At 59.7% G+C, this 18,447-nt stretch carries 16 protein-coding genes and 1 pseudogene; 5 read left to right on the plus strand and 12 right to left on the minus strand.

All coding sequences use genetic code 11. From position 1 onward, the window contains the following. The first annotated feature begins 120 nt into the window (after window positions 1–120). Window positions 121–1,410: a citrate synthase gene (gene gltA / locus ACP6KB_RS18875; protein ID WP_128324477.1), complete on the plus strand. Its 1,290-nt coding sequence runs from the start codon at window positions 121–123 to the stop codon at window positions 1,408–1,410. Between the two features lie 197 nt (window positions 1,411–1,607). Here gltA and ACP6KB_RS18880 read toward each other — a convergent pair whose 3' ends face one another. The 9 genes from ACP6KB_RS18880 to ACP6KB_RS18920 form a co-directional block, all read right to left on the minus strand. Continuing rightward, on the minus strand, window positions 1,608–2,213 hold the full coding sequence (locus tag ACP6KB_RS18880) for an START domain-containing protein (RefSeq protein ID WP_442108837.1): 606 nt from the start codon (window positions 2,211–2,213) through the stop codon (window positions 1,608–1,610). 32 nt (window positions 2,214–2,245) lie between these two features. After that, window positions 2,246–2,500, minus strand: a complete 255-nt coding sequence (locus ACP6KB_RS18885; protein ID WP_442108838.1) for a YkgJ family cysteine cluster protein — start codon at window positions 2,498–2,500, stop codon at window positions 2,246–2,248. Between the two features lie 127 nt (window positions 2,501–2,627). Next, window positions 2,628–3,113, minus strand: a complete 486-nt coding sequence (locus ACP6KB_RS18890; RefSeq protein ID WP_442114340.1) for a translation initiation factor 2 — start codon at window positions 3,111–3,113, stop codon at window positions 2,628–2,630. Between the two features lie 73 nt (window positions 3,114–3,186). Next, the gene (locus ACP6KB_RS18895; protein WP_442108839.1) at window positions 3,187–4,632 is read right to left on the minus strand and encodes an aminotransferase-like domain-containing protein; all 1,446 of its coding nucleotides are present in this window, start codon (window positions 4,630–4,632) and stop codon (window positions 3,187–3,189) included. Window positions 4,633–4,919: 287 nt separating this feature from the next. Next, entirely contained in the window at window positions 4,920–5,729 is an 810-nt protein-coding gene (locus tag ACP6KB_RS18900; protein ID WP_442108840.1) for an OmpA family protein, read from the minus strand. Further along, window positions 5,726–6,079 (minus strand): DUF4398 domain-containing protein, encoded by a 354-nt coding sequence (locus tag ACP6KB_RS18905; RefSeq protein WP_442108841.1) that lies wholly within the window; start codon window positions 6,077–6,079, stop codon window positions 5,726–5,728. The genes ACP6KB_RS18900 and ACP6KB_RS18905 overlap by 4 nt, the downstream gene beginning before the upstream one ends. A 9-nt stretch (window positions 6,080–6,088) precedes the next feature. Then, window positions 6,089–6,895: a substrate-binding periplasmic protein gene (locus tag ACP6KB_RS18910; protein ID WP_442108842.1), complete on the minus strand. Its 807-nt coding sequence runs from the start codon at window positions 6,893–6,895 to the stop codon at window positions 6,089–6,091. Window positions 6,896–7,028: 133 nt separating this feature from the next. Then, entirely contained in the window at window positions 7,029–7,958 is a 930-nt protein-coding gene (locus ACP6KB_RS18915) for an electron transfer flavoprotein subunit alpha/FixB family protein (protein WP_133216685.1), read from the minus strand. Further along, window positions 7,959–8,708 carry an electron transfer flavoprotein subunit beta/FixA family protein gene (locus ACP6KB_RS18920; RefSeq protein WP_009396278.1) on the minus strand — a complete coding sequence of 250 codons (750 nt, stop codon included), beginning with the start codon at window positions 8,706–8,708 and terminating at the stop codon, window positions 7,959–7,961. Between the two features lie 543 nt (window positions 8,709–9,251). Here ACP6KB_RS18920 and ACP6KB_RS18925 point away from each other — a divergent pair. Continuing rightward, entirely contained in the window at window positions 9,252–10,916 is a 1,665-nt protein-coding gene (locus ACP6KB_RS18925) for an electron transfer flavoprotein-ubiquinone oxidoreductase (RefSeq protein WP_442108843.1), read from the plus strand. Window positions 10,917–11,060: 144 nt separating this feature from the next. Here the strand turns inward: ACP6KB_RS18925 and ACP6KB_RS18930 are convergent, their stop codons facing one another. The 3 genes from ACP6KB_RS18930 to ACP6KB_RS18940 form a co-directional block, all read right to left on the minus strand. Further along, a complete protein-coding gene (locus tag ACP6KB_RS18930) occupies window positions 11,061–12,371 on the minus strand; it encodes an MFS transporter (RefSeq protein ID WP_442108844.1) in 1,311 nt (436 codons plus the stop codon). 106 nt (window positions 12,372–12,477) lie between these two features. Then, window positions 12,478–12,957, minus strand: coding sequence for a histidine kinase (locus ACP6KB_RS18935; RefSeq protein ID WP_442108845.1), 480 nt, complete (start codon window positions 12,955–12,957; stop codon window positions 12,478–12,480). A 186-nt stretch (window positions 12,958–13,143) separates the two neighbouring features. Continuing rightward, window positions 13,144–13,620 (minus strand): sigma-70 family RNA polymerase sigma factor, encoded by a 477-nt coding sequence (locus ACP6KB_RS18940; RefSeq protein WP_442108846.1) that lies wholly within the window; start codon window positions 13,618–13,620, stop codon window positions 13,144–13,146. Window positions 13,621–13,887: 267 nt separating this feature from the next. Here ACP6KB_RS18940 and ACP6KB_RS18945 point away from each other — a divergent pair, with 267 nt between their 5' ends. From ACP6KB_RS18945 to ACP6KB_RS18955, 3 genes and pseudogenes are all read left to right on the plus strand, one after another. Beyond that, window positions 13,888–15,066, plus strand: a complete 1,179-nt coding sequence (locus tag ACP6KB_RS18945) for an efflux RND transporter periplasmic adaptor subunit (RefSeq protein WP_442108847.1) — start codon at window positions 13,888–13,890, stop codon at window positions 15,064–15,066. Then, the gene (locus ACP6KB_RS18950; protein ID WP_442108848.1) at window positions 15,067–17,034 is read left to right on the plus strand and encodes a MacB family efflux pump subunit; all 1,968 of its coding nucleotides are present in this window, start codon (window positions 15,067–15,069) and stop codon (window positions 17,032–17,034) included. Window positions 17,035–17,037: 3 nt separating this feature from the next. Further along, window positions 17,038–18,432 (plus strand): annotated as a pseudogene (locus tag ACP6KB_RS18955) (efflux transporter outer membrane subunit); the annotation flags it as partial. Window positions 18,433–18,447 lie beyond the last annotated feature (15 nt).

Genomic DNA, 18,447 nt, shown 5'->3' on the forward strand with positions numbered 1-18,447 from the left:
GCCCAAAGCCCTTTACAACCGTGCTTTAGGCAAATTGACATTCGAATTTATCTCACTATAGTGGTGCGGGCCCTGCGTGGGGGGTCTGTCTGATGATTTCAAGCATTAATAGGAGGCCACATGGCTGACAAAAAAGCGCAGTTGGTCATCGAGGGCGCAGCCCCCGTCGAGCTGCCCATTTTAACCGGCACCGTTGGTCCCGATGTTATCGACGTTAGAGGGTTGGGGGCCACGGGTCACTTCACTTTCGACCCTGGTTTCATGGCGACCGCATCCTGCGAGTCGAAGATCACTTATATCGATGGCGACAAGGGTATCCTGCTGCACCGCGGCTATCCGATCGAACAGCTCGCCGAGAAATCCGATTACCTCGAGACCTGCTACCTGCTGCTCAACGGCGAACTGCCGAATGCCGAGCAGAAGGCCCAGTTCGTCAGCACCGTGAAGAATCACACCATGGTGCACGAGCAGTTGAAGTCCTTCTTCAACGGCTTCCGCCGCGACGCCCACCCGATGGCCGTCATGTGCGGCGTAGTAGGCGCCCTGTCGGCGTTCTACCACGACTCGCTGGACATCAATAACCCGCAGCATCGCGAAATTTCCGCGGTACGCCTGGTCGCCAAAATGCCGACCCTGGCAGCGATGGTGTACAAGTACTCCATGGGTCAACCCATGATGTACCCGCGCAACGACCTGTCGTATGCAGAAAACTTCCTGCACATGATGTTCAACACCCCGTGCGAGATCAAACCGATCAGCCCGACCCTCGCCAAGGCAATGGACCGGATTTTCATCCTCCACGCCGACCACGAGCAGAACGCATCGACTTCCACCGTACGCCTGGCCGGCTCTTCGGGTGCCAACCCGTTCGCCTGTATCGCTGCCGGTATCGCTGCACTGTGGGGCCCGGCTCACGGCGGCGCCAACGAAGCGGTACTGACCATGCTCGATGAAATCGGCGATGTCTCGAACATCGACAAGTTCATCGCCAAGGCCAAAGACAAGAACGATCCGTTCAAGCTGATGGGCTTCGGTCACCGCGTTTACAAGAACCGCGACCCGCGCGCCACCGTCATGAAGCAAACCTGCGACGAAGTCCTGCGCGAGCTGGGCATCAAGAACGACCCGCAGCTGGAACTGGCCATGCGTCTCGAAGAGATCGCCCTGACCGATCCGTACTTCATCGAGCGCTCGCTGTACCCGAACGTCGACTTCTACTCGGGGATCATCCTCAAGGCGATCGGCATTCCAACCAGCATGTTCACCGTGATCTTCGCCCTGGCGCGGACCGTCGGCTGGATCTCGCACTGGAAAGAAATGCTCTCCAGCCCGTACAAGATTGGCCGTCCACGCCAGCTGTACACCGGCTACGAAGCACGCGACATCGTCAAGCTGGAAGACCGCAAGTAAGCCCTGCGCTGAACACGAAAAAGGCTGCCCTCGGGCAGCCTTTTTTATGGTGTGTGTGCAACTGTTTTGCACCACCTGTGGGAGCGGGCTTGCCCCGCGATTGCGGAACGTCTGACACACCGCGATCGCGGGGCAAGCCGGACCGCCGCTCCTACAGTTACGGCAAAGTGCTAGCTTCGCGCAACTGTATTCCTCAACTACGGCTTTTCGGCCTTCGCTTTCAATGCCTTGAGGGTATTGAACGGCGCATCCACCACAAACTTGTTCGCCACCACCGACGGCACGCTGCCACCTGGCTCGGTGTGCACCTGGTACGTCACCTCGGTACCGCCATCTTTGGGGGTCAACTTCCAGAAACCATCAACCTTGGCGACACGCACAAAGCCCTTCTCTTCCGGCACGTAAGTCGGCAGCCCTTCAAGCTTGCGGGTCAAGCTACCGTCGGTCGCCTCAATCGTGGTGACATGCAAAACGGAATCGCGCGGGGTAACCGGCCATGGCGTATTGAACTGGGTGTAAGTCCAGCTTTGATTACCCTCGGACTTGAGCAGCTTTTGCGACTTGCATTCATGAATCCAGGCACAAGCACCGACAACGTCTTCCTGCAATGCCCTGACCTTTGCCAGCGGCGCCTTGATAAAGGTCACGCCACGATAGGCCTTGTAGTCGGAACCGGCGACCTCACTCAGGTCCACCTTGATGCCCTCTTCGCTCTTGGCCTGCTTCCAGTTTTCGGCCTGTGCCAAAGGCACCAACACCGCACTCAGACCCAAGACCAGTGCCACTTGCTTAAACGATCCCATTCTTTTGTTCCTTATTGTCCAGGTTCTGCGCTTCAAGCTGCCGTCACTTGCTCCAACCACCCCAGGATTCTGATCGCTTCATCACGATCACCGCCGCACACCTCGACATCAGCCTTGAAACCGCCACACACCGCAGGCCGCTCCGGCTTGCCAAACAATGCGCAGAGATTGCTCACCGACAGATGCAAACACCGCTCCCCGGCCGGCTTGCCCTTGGGCATACCCGGCATGGGCGAGCTGATGGAAGGCGCGATGCAGCAGGCGCCACATCCTTCACGGCAATTCATGACAACAGAATCCTCGGTACAGCAAATGATGAATGAACCCGGATAGTAACCGCTTAAACGGTCGTTTGAAATTACTGGCCACATGAAAAATGTCGCGAATAACCATGACCTGCAGGTCGGGCAGTGACTACTGCTTGAACTCGAACTCGATGGCAGCGCCTTCGATGTCTGACTGACGCGCATCATTGCGCAGCTGCAGTTGCATTTCGTTGCTCAGCAACCGGCCGTTCAACTGGAACGGACTTTCAGAAGGTGGCTTTTCACCAAACAGATGAGGCAACAACGGCTTGGGTGTTGGCACGGCATCCTGGGTAGCCGGCTTGAGATCCTTGACCATCTCGGCCGGCAGACGCAGATCCAGCTTGGCAGAGGGCAACGCGGGCGGTACAGCTTTGCCCTGCTTCGACTTGCTGTGCCCCGTCTTGGCAACCGGCTTTTTCTTCACCGGAGCAGGCTTGACCTGCTTCTGCTGGGCTTTGGCCTGAGCTTTCGGCGCGGCATTCGCTTGCTTTGCCGACGCAGTGGGAGGTGATGTCTGGGCCATGACGTTGCCGTTGGCTGCCAGCAAACCCAACAGGCACACCAACAGACTGACCTGAGACAAGGCTTTCATATACACCCAAAATCACCTGCAAAGAGGTATATGCTCCCCGTTCCCGGGAAGACTGGCAAGCTTGATTACAAACCTAGAAAAAGTTAGCCGCGCCCGACTCCTGACACAGCTGGCTGGCAAGCATACCCAAGGTCATCAGGGCACGCTCCGCCTCGCGATTCCAAGGGATACCGCAGTTCAAGCGAATGCAGTGGTTGAACTGCTCTGTATTACTGAAAATCAGCCCCGGAGCGATACTGATCCCCTGCTGCAGCGCACGCACATGCAACTCCTGGGTATTGACCCGCCCAGGCAAGCTGACCCACAAAATGAAACCGCCGGTCGGCCGGGTCATCTGCGTGCCTTCAGGGAAATGCTGCTGTACCGCCAATTGGTAAGCACTGAGATTTTTCCGGTATTCCTGACGGATGTAACGCAAGTGTCGATCGTAACCGCCATTTTCCAGATAGGAGGCAACCCCCATCTGGGTCACGCTGCAGGCTGAGTGCGTGGTAAAGGTCTGCAAGCGCTGGATTTCCGCCTGATACTTACCGGCGATCATCCAGCCAATGCGCACCCCGGGCGACAGGGTCTTGGAAAAGCTTGAGCAGTAGATCACCCGTCCCAGGCGATCAAAGGCCTTGAGGGCTTTACTCTTGCCCTGCTCGAACATCAACTCGCCGTAGATATCGTCTTCGACAATCTGGATATCGAAATCCGACGCGAGGCGCAGCAACTGCTTCTGCCGATCTTCCGGAATGGTGCCACCCAGCGGATTACTCAGCCGCGCCGTCAGCACCAAAGCCTTGATTGGCCACTGATTGGCGGCCAGTTGTAGCGCTTCCAGGCTGATGCCTGTCGAAGGATCACTGGGAATTTCAATGACCTTGAGCCCCAACAGATCAGCCAACTGCAGCAAGCCATAGTAAGTCGGCGATTCGGCAGCAATCAGATCACCCGGCTTGGTCAACACCCGCAGCGACATCTGCAGGGCATCCACACAGCCGTGAGTGACCACCACTTCACTGGGATCAACCACCACCCCCGCATCTCGCATGCGAATGGCAATCTGCCGACGCAGAGGCTCGAAGCCCGGGCTGAACATATAGCTGAACGCCCGCGGACTATGGAATCGCGTGACCTTGGCCAATTGCTGGTGCAACGCGCGCACTGGCAAATAATCGACATGCGGCACTGCCGCACCGAACGGGAACACGCCATCGCGACGCGCTTCGGCCAGCACCTGCTGAATAATGCTGCTGCGCGTCACCAGACCAGGGCGCTCTACCCGGGCGATATCCGGCGTCTGCGCGGTCAAAGCCGGAGTTTGGTGCACGTAGTAGCCCGACTGCGGCCGCGCCCGGATCAAGCCTTGATCTTCAAGGTTGGCGTAGGCCTGCAACACCGTGGCATGGCTGACATTGAGCTGCGAACTCATCTTGCGCACCGACGGCACTCGCTCACCGGGCTGATAGACACCACGACGAATGTCTTCGGCCAGTTGCTGGGCGATACGCTGGTAGAGCAGCAGGTTGGTCATGATCGGTTCTCGACACGCAGGCAATGTAATTATTTTTGTACGACTCAGAATTCGAGCCAGAATACCGGAACAGTTGCAAAGTGTACTGGGACAGATTGAAGAATAGTCGACAATACAGTTGTGTGACAGCCCCACCTCGTCTCAACTGCCCTACCCCGGTAGGAGCGGGCTTTCCCCGCGATTGCGGTGTGCCTGACAGCGCGCAATCGCGGGGCAAGCCCGCTCCTACCGTTAAGGCCATAAAAAAACCCGGTGAGGGGTGCTCACCGGGTTTTCAGCTTCAGCACTCAGCGCGCCGCGCCAAGCCTGCCTTTCTCGTCGGAAAAGACGATCTCGACTCGACGGTTCTGCGCCCTGCCCCGTTCCGAAGCGTTGGCCTCGACCGGGTACTGGTCGCCATAGCCCTCTACCTGGATGCGTTTTTCATCAACACCCAGATCAACCAGCATGTCCGCCACAGCCTGAGCGCGGTCACGGGACAACTTCAGATTGTCTTCCGACGAACCCGTGCTATCGGTGTATCCCTCGATACGCACAACTCGCTTGGGGTTGAGTTGCAAGAATTGCACAAGCTTGAGCACGGTCCGGCTGGCAGAATTTTTCAGCTCCGCATGACCGGTATCGAACAGCACATCACCCAGCGTCATGACCAGACCGCGATCGCTCTGGGTGGTGGCCAAACTGACAATTTGCGCCTCCAGCCACTTGCCCTGCTGCTGCACGCTGGCCAGCTTGGCCTCACGCAGCGCCAACTGCAGGCGCTGACGCTCAAGCTCAAGCTTGGCCAAGCGCTCCTGATTCAGTACCAGGTTGCTGTGCTCACGAGCGATATCGCTGTAACGCTGACTCAGGTAAGCATAGTGACGAACATCGGCGCCGGTCCCCAGATAGCTGGACAGACGCTCCGCCCGCGCCAGCGATTCACCGGCACGGATCACATCGCGCGGCGCACTGCGCAGCACATTGGAATCGTCTTTCACCGTCTGGAATTTCGCTGTCGCTTCATCCAGCGCCGTCTCGCTGCGCTGGCTGGCACAGCCTTGCAGGCCGACAAGACCCAGCAACAATAATGCCGCCATAGGCTTGATCGAACTCATGGCTGCTCCCCCAATTGCTTACGCAGGCGGTTGACCCGCGACTGCAGCAGCTCCAATTGCTCTTTGCTTTTGCTGGTCAGCACCCGCGCCTCCGCCAGACGCGCATCCAGCTCGGCCTGCTCGGCACGCATCCGCGCATCACGATAAGCCTCATTGCTCATGTTGACCTGGGCACGCGCCATTTTGTCTTCGGCCATTTTCAGCTCTGGCACTTCATTGGTCGCACCAACGGCCTTGGCTTGTTCCAGTGCCTGCTCAGACAGACGTAGCTGTTCATTAGGCGCCGGGTCATTGGCGCATCCAGCCAAGGCCAGCAGCGCCACGGCGGCGAATAGTGAATGAGTTCTCACACAATTTTCCTACTGTTTAGGGGCATCCAGCGATTTCTGCACCTGCGCCTTCCAGCGCTCGACGTTTTGCTGCAGTACCGCTTGGGACACGCCGGAGGCCGGCAATTCTGTCAGCTTTTTTGCCAGTTGCCCACGTAACCACGCGTCATTGCAGGCCGAGTTATGTGACAGCGCCAGATACAGGCCTGGCCGGTCCACTGGCAGACCGCGGGCAATCAACGCATTGCTCATGCCCAGGCTTTGTGCCATGGCCATACCGGCATAGCGCCCGGCCAGCACGTAGTCGACTTGTCCCAGCAACAATTTCTGGAAGGCCTGAGTCAGATTCTGCGCCGGAGCAAGCTGTAACTGGCTCTTGGCGTAGGCTGAAAATTCGGCGGTTAAACGCGCTTTTTCCGAAACACTGCCGCGCTGTTCGCGCAGGTCGGACAAGGTGTCGTAGACCAGTGGCGAATCGTGGCGGGTCCAGACGACGTACTCGTTGCTGAGCAACGACGGGTGTATGTAGTCCACGCGGGTAAGTTCCGCGACGGCGAAAGGCGAGTCGATCAGCAGGTCCACGCGACCACTGCGTACTTCTTCCAGCGCCTGACTGCGCGAACCGCTGTCGAGAACTTCAACCTTCACCCCCAGCTCAGCGGCCACCTGCTTGAACAGGTCAACACTGGCACCGATCAGGTGTCTGGGGTCTTGCGGGTCACGCCACGAATAAGGGGGTGCATCAGGGCTGCCAGTGGCCACCAGGCGCTCACATTTGCCCACCGCCAACACCTGTGACGGCAACAACACGACCGCGCACAACAGTGCCGTGTTCATCCGGCCAAGCCATCCCATGCATCTGCCTCCCAACCCGTCATCCGAAAACAAAAAAGCCCGGTCCGCGGGCTGCGCAAGACGTCGCTTGCACAACCCGCCCGGACCGGGCTCTTTTATAAGTGAAGCTGCCGGATTAAACCAGCTTCTCCAACTCAGGTACGGCTTCGAACAGGTCAGCAACCAGGCCGTAGTCAGCCACCTGGAAGATCGGCGCTTCTTCGTCCTTGTTGATCGCAACGATCACTTTGGAGTCTTTCATACCGGCCAGGTGCTGGATCGCGCCGGAGATACCGACGGCAATGTACAGCTGTGGCGCGACGATTTTGCCGGTCTGACCGACCTGCATGTCGTTCGGTACGAAACCTGCGTCGACGGCGGCGCGCGAAGCACCGACCGCAGCGCCGAGCTTGTCGGCCAGGGCGTACAGGTGCTTGAAGTTGTCACCGTTCTGCATGCCACGGCCGCCGGAAACGACGATCTTGGCAGCGGTCAGCTCAGGGCGGTCGGATTTGGCCAGCTCTTCGCCAACGAAAGCCGAGGTACCGGCGTTGTGCACAGCAGCAACTGCTTCAACAGCAGCCGAACCACCTTCAGCGGCAACGGCGTCGAAGCCGGTGGCACGGACGGTGATGACCTTGACGGCAGCGTTCGATTGCACGGTGGCAATGGCGTTACCGGCATAGATCGGACGCTTGAAGGTGTCAGCCGATTCTACCGAGATGATTTCGGAGATCTGGTCGACGTCCAGCTGGGCGGCAACGCGCGGCAGGATGTTCTTGCCGTTGGAGGTGGCCGGTGCCAGCACGTGGCTGTAGCCCTTGCCCAGTTCGGCAACCAGCGGCGCTACGTTTTCTGGCAGCAGGTTGGCGTAGGCGGCGTTATCGGCAACCAGCACCTTGGCCACGCCAGCAATCTTGGCAGCAGCTTCAGCGACGCCACCGACGTTCTGGCCTGCGACCAGCACGTGGATGTCACCGCCGATCTTGGCGGCAGCAGCAACAGTGTTCAGAGTGGCCGGGGCAACGGCACCGTTTTCGTGTTCAGCGATAACCAGGATAGTCATTTAGATTACCTTCGCCTCGTTCTTCAGTTTCTCGACCAGTTCAGCAACCGACTTGACCTTGATACCTGCGCTGCGAGCAGCCGGCGCTTCGACTTTCAGGGTCTTGTTGGTGGAGGCAGTGGAAACGCCCAGCGCGTCTGGAGTAACGGTTTCCAGTGGCTTCTTCTTGGCCTTCATGATGTTCGGCAGCGACGCATAGCGTGGCTCGTTCAGGCGCAGGTCGGTAGTGACGATCGCAGGCAGGTTCAGCGCTACAGTCTGCAGGCCGCCGTCGATTTCACGGGTAACGTTGACTTTGTCGCCAGCCACTTCAACTTTGGAAGCGAAGGTGCCCTGGGCGAAGCCGGTCAGCGCAGCCAGCATCTGGCCGGTCTGGTTGTTATCGCTGTCGATGGCTTGTTTGCCAAGGATTACCAGCTGAGGCTGTTCTTTGTCGACAACAGCCTTGAGCAGTTTGGCGACGGCCAGCGAGGTCAGCTCTTCAGCGGACTCAACCAGCACCGCACGGTCAGCACCCAGTGCCAGGGCAGTACGCAGTTGCTCCTGGGCAGTGGCCGGGCCGACGGTAACGACGACGATCTCGCTCGCCACGCCTTTTTCTTTCAGGCGCACGGCTTCTTCTACGGCGATTTCGCAGAAGGGGTTCATGGACATCTTGACGTTAGCAAGGTCGACGCCGGAGTTGTCCGCCTTGACGCGAACCTTGACGTTATAGTCGACCACTCGTTTGACAGCTACAAGAACCTTCATGGATTCCTCGTTACTCTCCGGTGAAAAGAATGTCGCCTGGGGCAAACCCGGCGATTGCGCGTGGGTACAAGGGCACCTCTAAAAACGATTGCAGCCGGTAGAATTTAACCCTGACCCAGCAGTCTTTATTCGACCTTGCTACAGCAAAACCCTCGGGCATTTTCTGTCGCGGTGTGTAAACTCCACTACAAGGCGGGCTACGGCCCTCCTGCCCTGCTTTTCGCCAGGTTTTTAGGGGTGCACCTGCATCCGGCGGTCAGCCTACGGCGAGCGCAAAACCGCTCGTATCTTGACCGTAACGCCCAATCCGGTCAATACGGCAAATCGGTCAGATTCACGCCGCGCGTCTTTGATTTTACTGGCCTGCGGCAAATTCAAACAAACGTTTGTATTGGACCTGCCGAGTGGTGTAGATATAATGCGCGACCAAGAGAAAGCGGTGTAGTCCGTCATCGTTCGAGCTACAGCTTGAGCGCGGTAAAAATGACCGCCTGCCACCCACCAACAAAGAAAAACTGATGAGCCTTGAGTAGGAGAGAACCTGTGGAACGCGAATACATGGAATTCGACGTGGTCATTGTCGGCGCTGGTCCGGCTGGCCTGTCCGCTGCCTGCCGACTGAAGCAGAAAGCCGCCGAAGCCGGTAATGAAATCAGCGTCTGCGTGGTCGAGAAAGGCTCGGAAGTCGGTGCCCACATCCTCTCCGGCGCAGTCTTTGAGCCGCGCGCTTTGAACGAACTGTTCCCGGACTGGAAAGAGCTCGGCGCCCCGCTCAATACCGAAGTCAAACGCGACGACATCTACGTGCTCAAGGATGCTGGCAGCTCGGTCAAGGTCCCGGACCTGTTCGTGCCCAAGACCATGCACAACGAAGGCAACTACATTATCTCCCTGGGCAACCTGTGCCGCTGGCTGGCCCAGCAGGCGGAAAACCTGGGTGTAGAAATCTACCCGGGCTTTGCTGCCCAGGAAGCACTGTTCGACGAAAACGGCGTGGTCCGCGGGATCATCACCGGCGACCTGGGTGTCGACCGTGAAGGCAACCCTAAAGACGGCCTGTACACCCCCGGCATGGAACTGCGTGGCAAGTACACCCTGTTCGCCGAAGGCTGCCGTGGCCACATCGGCAAGCAACTGATCAAGCGCTTCAACCTGGACAACGAATCCGATGTTCAGCACTACGGCATCGGCCTGAAGGAAATCTGGGAAATCGATCCGGCCAAGCATGAGCAAGGCCTGGTGGTGCACACCGCAGGCTGGCCGCTGGATGTCATGGCCAAGGAAAACACCGGTGGTTCGTTCCTCTATCACCTGGAAAACAATCAGGTGGTGGTCGGTCTGATCGTCGACCTGTCGTACAGCAACCCGTTCCTGTCGCCGTTTGACGAATTCCAGCGCCTCAAGCATCACCCGGTGATCAGCCAGTACCTCGAAGGCGGCAAGCGCATCAGCTACGGCGCCCGTGCGCTGGCCAAGGGCGGCCTGAACTCGCTGCCAAAAATGGTGTTCGCCGGTGGCGCCCTGATCGGCTGCGACCTGGGCACCATGAACGTGGCCAAAATCAAGGGCAGCCATACCGCCATGAAGTCCGGCATGCTGGCTGCCGAAGCCGTGGCCGATGCCCTGCTGGCAGGTGGCGAAGGTGGCGATCAACTCAACAGCTACGTCACTGCCTTCAAAGCCAGCTGGCTCTACGAAGAACTGTTCTCCAGCCGCAACTTCGGCCCGGCCATGCACAAGTTCGGCCCGATGCTCGGTGCAGCGTTCAACTACGTCGACCAGAACTGGTTCGGCGGCAAGCTGCCGTTCACCCTGCATGACACCAAGCCGGATTACGCCTGCCTGAAGCTGGCTGCCGACTCCAAGCGCATCGACTATCCGAAACCGGACGGCAAACTCAGCTTCGACAAGCTCAGCTCGGTGTTCCTCTCCAGCACCAACCATGAAGAAGAACAACCCTGCCACCTGAAACTGACCGATGCTGGCATTCCGATCGGCACCAACCTGCCGCTGTACGACGAACCGGCGCAACGCTACTGCCCGGCCGGCGTATACGAAGTGGTTACCCAGGAAGAAGGCAACAAGCGCTTCCAGATCAACGCCCAGAACTGCGTGCACTGCAAGACCTGTGACATCAAGGATCCTTCGCAGAACATCACCTGGGTGACGCCGGAAGGTGCAGGCGGCCCGACTTACCCGAACATGTAAGTCAGCAGCCAGCAAAAAGCCCCCTCGCCTCACGGTCAGGGGGCTTTTGTTTGATGGGTGCCTTATCCAGGTGGGAGCGGCTTGCCCCGCGATCTTGGCGCATCAGTTAGATTGCATCGCGGGGCAAGCCCGCTCCTACCGGCGTCAGCAGCCTAACGCTTCTTCCTCATACGCCACTGGCTGGCGCCCTGCGTAATAGACTACCGTCAGCACCCCTACCAACCCCATCACCAGGCTGAACAGTACGCACACCCATGGACTCCACGGCATCAGCGCAATCAACAGCAACGGCGTGACACTGGCCCACAGCGCGTAGGCAATGTTGTAAGTAAAGGAAATCCCCGAAACCCGCACCGCTGCCGGGAACAACCCGACCATCACCGACGGCACCACCCCCACCACGCCCGAGGCCAGCCCCGCCAGCGCATAGGCCAGCCCCGGCCACTGCCAGCCCGCCACCAGACTGGCGTACAAGGCACCGATACCCAGGGGCAACAGCAGGCTGTAAAACATAAGCGCTCGCCAGGCACCCATCCGGTCAACCAGTAGCCCCGCCAATACACAGCCAATATTGAGAAAAACGATCCCCAGACTGCTCAACGCAAAGGTGTCTCCAGCACTCATGCCAAAGCGCTGCTGCATCACCGTCGGGGTGATCACCACCAACACCACCACCGCCGAGGTCAACACACACGTCAGCAGTACCGCAGGCAACAGCGCCTGGCGGTGCTCCTTCAGCACGGTACGCAATGGAAAAGCCACCGGCTGCTCGCGGCGCTCACGCAGCGCGAGGAACACCGGGGTCTCGCTCAACCAGCGACGCAGCCATACGCCGATCACACCGAACACCCCACCCAGCAGAAACGGGTAGCGCCAGGCGTAGTCCAGAATTTCCTGCGCCGTGAACCACTGCGCCAGCGCTGTTGCCGTCAAGGCCCCCAACAGATAGCCGAAAGTCAGGCCCGCCTGCAGAAAACCCAAGGCATAACCGCGACGCCCGAGCGGTGCATGTTCGGCCACGAACACCCAGGCGCTGGGCACTTCACCCCCAACTGCAGCACCTTGAAAGATACGCAGCGCCAGCAAAATCAACGGGGCGAAGTAACCGATGCCTGCGTACGTCGGCATCACACCGATCAGCAGGCAGGGTAAGGCCATCATCAGGATGCTCAAGCTGAACACCTGCTTGCGCCCCAGATGATCGGCAAAATGCGCCATCAGGATGCCGCCCAGCGGTCTGGCCAGGTAACCGGTGACAAAAATGCCGAAACTTTGCAGCAACCGCAGCCACTCGGGCATATGCGGCGGAAAGAACAACTGGCTGAGCGTCAGGGCAAAAAACACGAAGATGATGAAATCATAGATTTCCAGCGCGCCGCCCAATGCTGCCAGGCTCAGGGTCTTATGGTCACTGCGCGTCAGGCGTAACGCTGGCGCAGGCGTGGTGGCTGTCATAGAGGCATCCGTCAAACGAAAGGCATTGGCACGCGGCTCGGCGCACCTCGGCGAACGTGACAGGATAGCAAAATGCACCCCAAGGGTGCGTAGGCTGCGACCGGGATTAGCGGGTAAAGATCGACGGTGGAAACGCCATCCGCCGCTGTGAGAAGCCTGTATGTGCCGTGCGATCGGGCACGCCAGGCAATTGCCCGATGACTTTCGGCATGTCGATGATCGTCATGAAGCTCTGCAGGGTTTCGTTGTCGGGCACCTTGGGCAGGCTGACGTTCACTGCCTCGCGCCGGGCAGTAGGGATAGTAGGCAGTTTCAAGTGCTGGGACTCATACAGCAGCGCATGCTGGATCTGGGCATTCATCCGGCAAAAACGCTCAAGGTCGACGCCGACATGGCTGGCCAGATCGATATTGCCCACCAGCAAGTTGAATGGCTGTAACGCGCCTTGCACCAGGTGCTGCAGATCCTCAAATGATTCAACCGGTGCGATGCGGTAATAACCCATGCCATTGAGCATTTTTTCCAACTGCATCAACTGCATCGGATGCTCATCGGCAATCAGGATCCGCATGGATTTATTAGGCATCGTCAATGACCAGGGCATATAGGCTTTAGCGACTTTGCTTGACCCTACTGCGCCAAAAAATCTACTGCAGGCTGTGGTGGCGGGCAGATCGCCAGATAATTGTCTGTCTGTATTGATAGTTGTAGGGAAAGCCTGAGAAATCAAGCAAGGTTCAACGGAATTTTCACACTTGGTTGTTGTCTCGCTTCAGCACTCCCACTGACGCATGCGCACACGGCAATGTTTCATCGCGTTGACGATGTGCTTTTCCACCAAACTACGAGAAATTCCCAGACGTTCGGCAATCTCCTGATGCGATAAACCTTCCAGTTTGCGCAGCAGAAAACTGTCGCGACAGAGCGGATTCAGTTCGCCAAGGGCACGCTGTATCAATTCCAGGCGCTGGTGCAGCTCCATGTCTTGAGATGGCGCAGGGGAAAAGAACCGTTCGTCGCTGTCGAGCACGTCCAGCGGCTCGACCTGACGCAGCAACCCACGACGATGGCCATCGATCACCAGGTTCAGGGCCGTGCGATAAAGGAAGGCGCGTGGGTGTTCGATCTCGGCATCGCCGGTGCGCTCGAGCACCCGGGTATAGGCATCATGTGCGACGTCTTCAGCCGCCTGACGGTTACCCAGGCGGGCGCAGAGGAAACTCACCAATTCACGATAGTAATTTTCCAACACAGCACCTGGCCGTTACATCGGCGCGAATTCCCTGACTCAAGGAAGAGGATTATGAATGATGGCAATAGGCGATAATACAAATTACAATTATTCTCAGCAAGCGTGATCCTACCCCCTCCTCCCGTGATAATGAGCCAGGATGGCTGTCCACAACGTCGGCATGAGTAAATTCTTCAGCGAGCCCCTCGTTTATCGGGGAGCCTCCCATGCCTGTCTTGCCTGCCAGCATGATTCCACGGCCCAACCCTTTGGCTGGAACCCCACATGAGACGTCCTTCCACAACGCGCCGCCTTTTGTTCTGCGGCATCGGCCTGCTCAGCGTGGGTGCCCTGCTCGCCTGGAAAACCCTCGACAGCGGCGCTGACCCGCATAGCACCGTAACTGTCACCCGTGGCGAAATCGAAAGCAGCGTGACTGCACTGGGCACCCTGCAACCCAGACGCTACGTGGACGTCGGCGCCCAGGCGTCGGGGCAGATCCGCAAACTGCATGTAGAAGTGGGAGACCAAGTCAAAGAAGGTCAACTGCTGGTGGAAATCGACCCCTCAACCCAGCAGGCCAGGCTCGACGCCGGGCGTTTCTCGATCGACAACCTCAAAGCCCAGCTCGCGGAACAGCAGGCCCAGTACCAGTTGGCCGATCAACAACTGAAGCGCCAACGTAACCTTGCCGCTGGCGGCGCCACTCGTGAGGAGGACGTGCAAAGCGCCCAGGCCCAGCTCAAGGTCACCCAGGCGCGCATCGACATGTACCGCGCGCAGATCCGCCAGGCCCAGGCCAGCCTGCGCAGCGACGAAGCAGAACTGGGGTATACCCGTATTTATGCGCCGATGACCGGCACCGTCGTCGCCGTTGACGCCCGCGAAGGCCAGACCCTCAATGCCCAGCAGCAAACCCCGCTGATTTTGCGCATCGCCAAACTGTCGCCAATGACCGTCTGGGCCCAGGTTTCCGAAGCGGATATCGGCCATGTAAAACCCGGCATGGCGGCCTACTTCACCACCCTGGCCGGAGGTAAGCGGCGCTGGACCAGCACCGTGCGGCAGATTCTGCCGATACCGCCCAAGCCACTGGATCAGTCCAATCAAGGTGGCGGCAGCCCGACGAGCGCCAGCGGCGGCAGCTCCACGAGCAAAGTGGTGCTCTACACCGTGTTGCTGGATGTCGAGAACCCCGACAACGCTTTGATGGCGGAAATGACCACGCAGGTGTTTTTCGTCGCCGGTCGGGCCAGCAAGGTGCTGACCGTACCGGTGGCTGCGCTTGATGATGATGCCAACGACGAAAACCTGCGCATCGCCCAGGTCCTCAACGCCAACGGCAAAGTCGAGCAACGCCAGGTCCGCACCGGGCTCAGCGACCGCCTGCGGGTGCAGGTGCTTGAAGGCCTGAACGAAGGCGATCAATTGCTGATCGGTGCCCCGACGGCCAGCGGAGGTTGAATGAGTACGCCGCTGATTGAACTGCGTGACATCCGCAAGTCCTATGGCGGGGTCGACACCCCGAAAGTCGAAGTGGTACGTGGCATCAGCCTGGCGATCCACCCGGGCGAGTTTGTCGCCATCGTTGGCGCTTCGGGCTCCGGCAAATCGACGCTGATGAATATCCTCGGCTGCCTCGACCGGCCAACCTCCGGTGATTACCTGTTTGCCGGCAAAGATGTCGCCACCCTGGACAACGACGAACTGGCCTGGCTGCGCCGAGAGGCCTTCGGCTTTGTGTTCCAGGGCTACCATTTGATCGCCTCGGGCTCAGCCCAGGAAAATGTCGAGATGCCCGCCATTTACGCTGGCACCCCCGCGTCAGAGCGCCATGCCCGCGCCGCCGCCTTGCTCGATCGCCTGGGTCTGGCCAGCCGCAGCGGCAATCGTCCGCACCAGTTGTCCGGCGGCCAGCAACAACGGGTATCGATCGCCCGCGCCTTGATGAACGGCGGGCACATCATTCTGGCCGACGAACCGACTGGCGCCCTCGACAGCCAGAGCGGCGCCGAAGTCATGGCCTTGCTCGACGAACTGGCCGCCCAAGGCCATGTGGTGATCCTGATCACCCACGACCGCGAGGTTGCCGCTCGGGCCAAGCGCGTCATTGAAATCCGTGACGGCCTGGTCATCAGCGATTCGACCAACGAACACACCGCCCCACCCCCGGCCAACCCTGGCTTGCAGGCCGAAGACCTGCGCCAACGGCTAAACCAGGGCGCCACCCACAGCGGCGCCTGGAAAGGCGAGATGCTCGAAGCCTTGCAGGCGGCCTGGCGGATCATGTGGATCAACCGCTTCCGCACCGCCCTGACCTTGCTGGGCATTGTCATCGGCGTGGCCTCGGTGGTGGTGATGCTCGCTGTCGGCGAAGGCAGCAAGCGCCAGGTGATGGCGCAGATGGCTGCGTTCGGCTCCAACATCCTTTACCTGGGGGGCACGGCCCCGAGCCCGCGCGAACCGGCCGGGATCATCACCCTCGATGATGTCGCCGCCGTCGGTAGCCTGCCGCAGGTGAAGATGATCATGCCGGTGATCGGCAATTCGTTGATGGTGCGCTTTGGCAACAACAACCATGAGTTCTACGTGGGCGGCAACAACACCTTCTTCTCGGAAATTTTCAACTGGCCGGTCGTTGAGGGCAGCTTCTTTACCGAAGCCGACGAGCAGGCCGCAGCGGCGGTCGCGGTGATCGGCCAGAAGGTCAAGCAAAAGCTGTTCGGTGACCAGCTCAACCCGATTGGTCAGTACATCCTGGTGGAGAACGTGCCGTTTCAGGTGATCGGCATTCTGCAAGGCAAAGGCGCGAGCTCCGGCGATCAGGACAGTGATGAACGGATTGTGGTGCCCTACTCCGCTGCGGCTATCCGCTTGTTCGGCAGCCAACACCCGGAGTACGTGACCATTGCCGCCGCCGACTCGCGACGGGTGGCCGAAACCGAGGCGGCAATCGACAAGCTGATGCGCAAGCTGCACCACGGCAAGCAGGATTACGAACTGAGTAACGACGCCGCCCTGATCCAGGCCGAAGCACGCACGCAAAACACCCTGTCACTGATGCTTGGTTCGATTGCGGCGATCTCGCTGCTGGTCGGCGGCATCGGGGTAATGAACATCATGTTGATGACCGTGCGCGAGCGCACCCGTGAAATCGGCATCCGCATGGCCACCGGCGCACGTCAGCGCGACATCCTGCGCCAGTTCCTCAGTGAGGCGGTGCTGCTGTCGATGGTCGGCGGCCTGACCGGCATTGCCCTGGCCTTGTTGATCGGCGGCACACTGCTGCTGGCCGACATTGCCATCGCTTTTTCCCTGGCCGCCGTTCTCGGCGCCTTTGCCTGCGCAGTGGTCACCGGCGTGGTGTTCGGCTTCATGCCGGCGCGTAAAGCCGCTCAGCTTGACCCGGTCAAAGCCCTTACCAGCGAATAATCCATGAACCTGCCCAGCCGTTTCAGTGTGTTGTCCATCAGTGTGTTCATCGCCGCCTGCAGTAACAGCCCCACGCCACCGGACAGTGGTGTGCAGGCGCCTGACGCCTGGCAAGGCCAGAGCAACGAGAACTTGCCAGCGGTGCAACAGGACTGGTGGCAACAGTTCGCCAGCGCAGCGCTCAACGAGTTGATCGAACAAGCACGCAGCGGGAGCTACGACCTCGCCGCCGCCACCGCCAGGGTCCGCCAGGCGCAGGCTTCGGCGGTAATCGCCGGGGCGCCGCTGTTGCCGGAAGTAAAGTTTGGCCTGGATGGCAGCCGCCAGCGTCTGTTGCGCGGCAATGGCTTCGACCAGCTCGATGCCAGCAGCAGCGAACGTACCAGCACCTCGTTCAACACCACCTTGAGCGCCAGCTACGAAATCGACTTCTGGGGCGGCAAAGTGGCTGCCCGCGACAGCGCCGTATTTGCCCTGGATGCCAGTCGTTACGACCGCCAAACCGTAGAGCTGACCTTGCTCAGCGGGGTCGCCAACAGCTACCTGCAGAGCCTGGCGCTGGCCGAACAAGTGCGCATCGCCAAACTCAACCTGACCAACGCCCAGGACGTATTGCGCCTGGTGCAGACCCGCTACGACTCAGGCTCGGCCACCGCGCTGGAACTGGCTCAGCAACAGAGCCTGGTTGCCGGTCAGGCCCGCCAGGTGCCGCTGTTCGAACAACAGCTGCAAGAAGCGCGCATCACCCTGGCAACCTTGCTGGGTAAGCCGGTGCAGCAACTGCCGCCGCTCCAGGAGTCCCTCGACGGGGTGCGCTGGCCGACGATTGGCAGCGGCGTACCGAGCCAGTTGCTCAGCCGCCGCCCCGATATTGCCGCCGCCGAAGCACGTATGGCCGCCGCCCAGGCCAATGTTCAGGTGGCACGCGCAGCGATGCTGCCAAGCCTGACCCTGGGCGCGGACCTGGGATCAGGTGCCGACACCTTTGCCCAGATTCTGCGCAGCCCCTACTACACCCTCAGTGCCGGGCTGGCCGCACCGATCTTCAACAACGGCCGCCTGCGCGCCGAACGCGACAAAGCCCAGGCGCAGCAGGAAGAACTGCTGGAAAACTACCGCAGTACAATCGTCGCGGGGTTTGCCGATGTTGAAAAAGCCCTGAATGCCATCAGTGGCGTGGATGATCAGCGCCAGTGGCAGGATCAGGAAGTCGAGCATGCGCAGACTGCCTTTACGCTGTCGCAAAGCCGTTATCAGGCCGGTGCCGAAACTTTGCTGACGGTACTGGAGACACAGCGCACGCTTTATCAGGCCCAAGATCAGCAGGCGCAACTGCGGCTGGCGCGCCTGCAAGGCAGCGTGGCGCTATACAAAGCCCTCGGCGGCGGCTGGCAAACCGCCGCTCCCACAGGT

The organism is Pseudomonas sp. NUPR-001 (genome assembly GCF_052147955.1).
In the GTDB taxonomy this organism is placed as follows: domain Bacteria; phylum Pseudomonadota; class Gammaproteobacteria; order Pseudomonadales; family Pseudomonadaceae; genus Aquipseudomonas.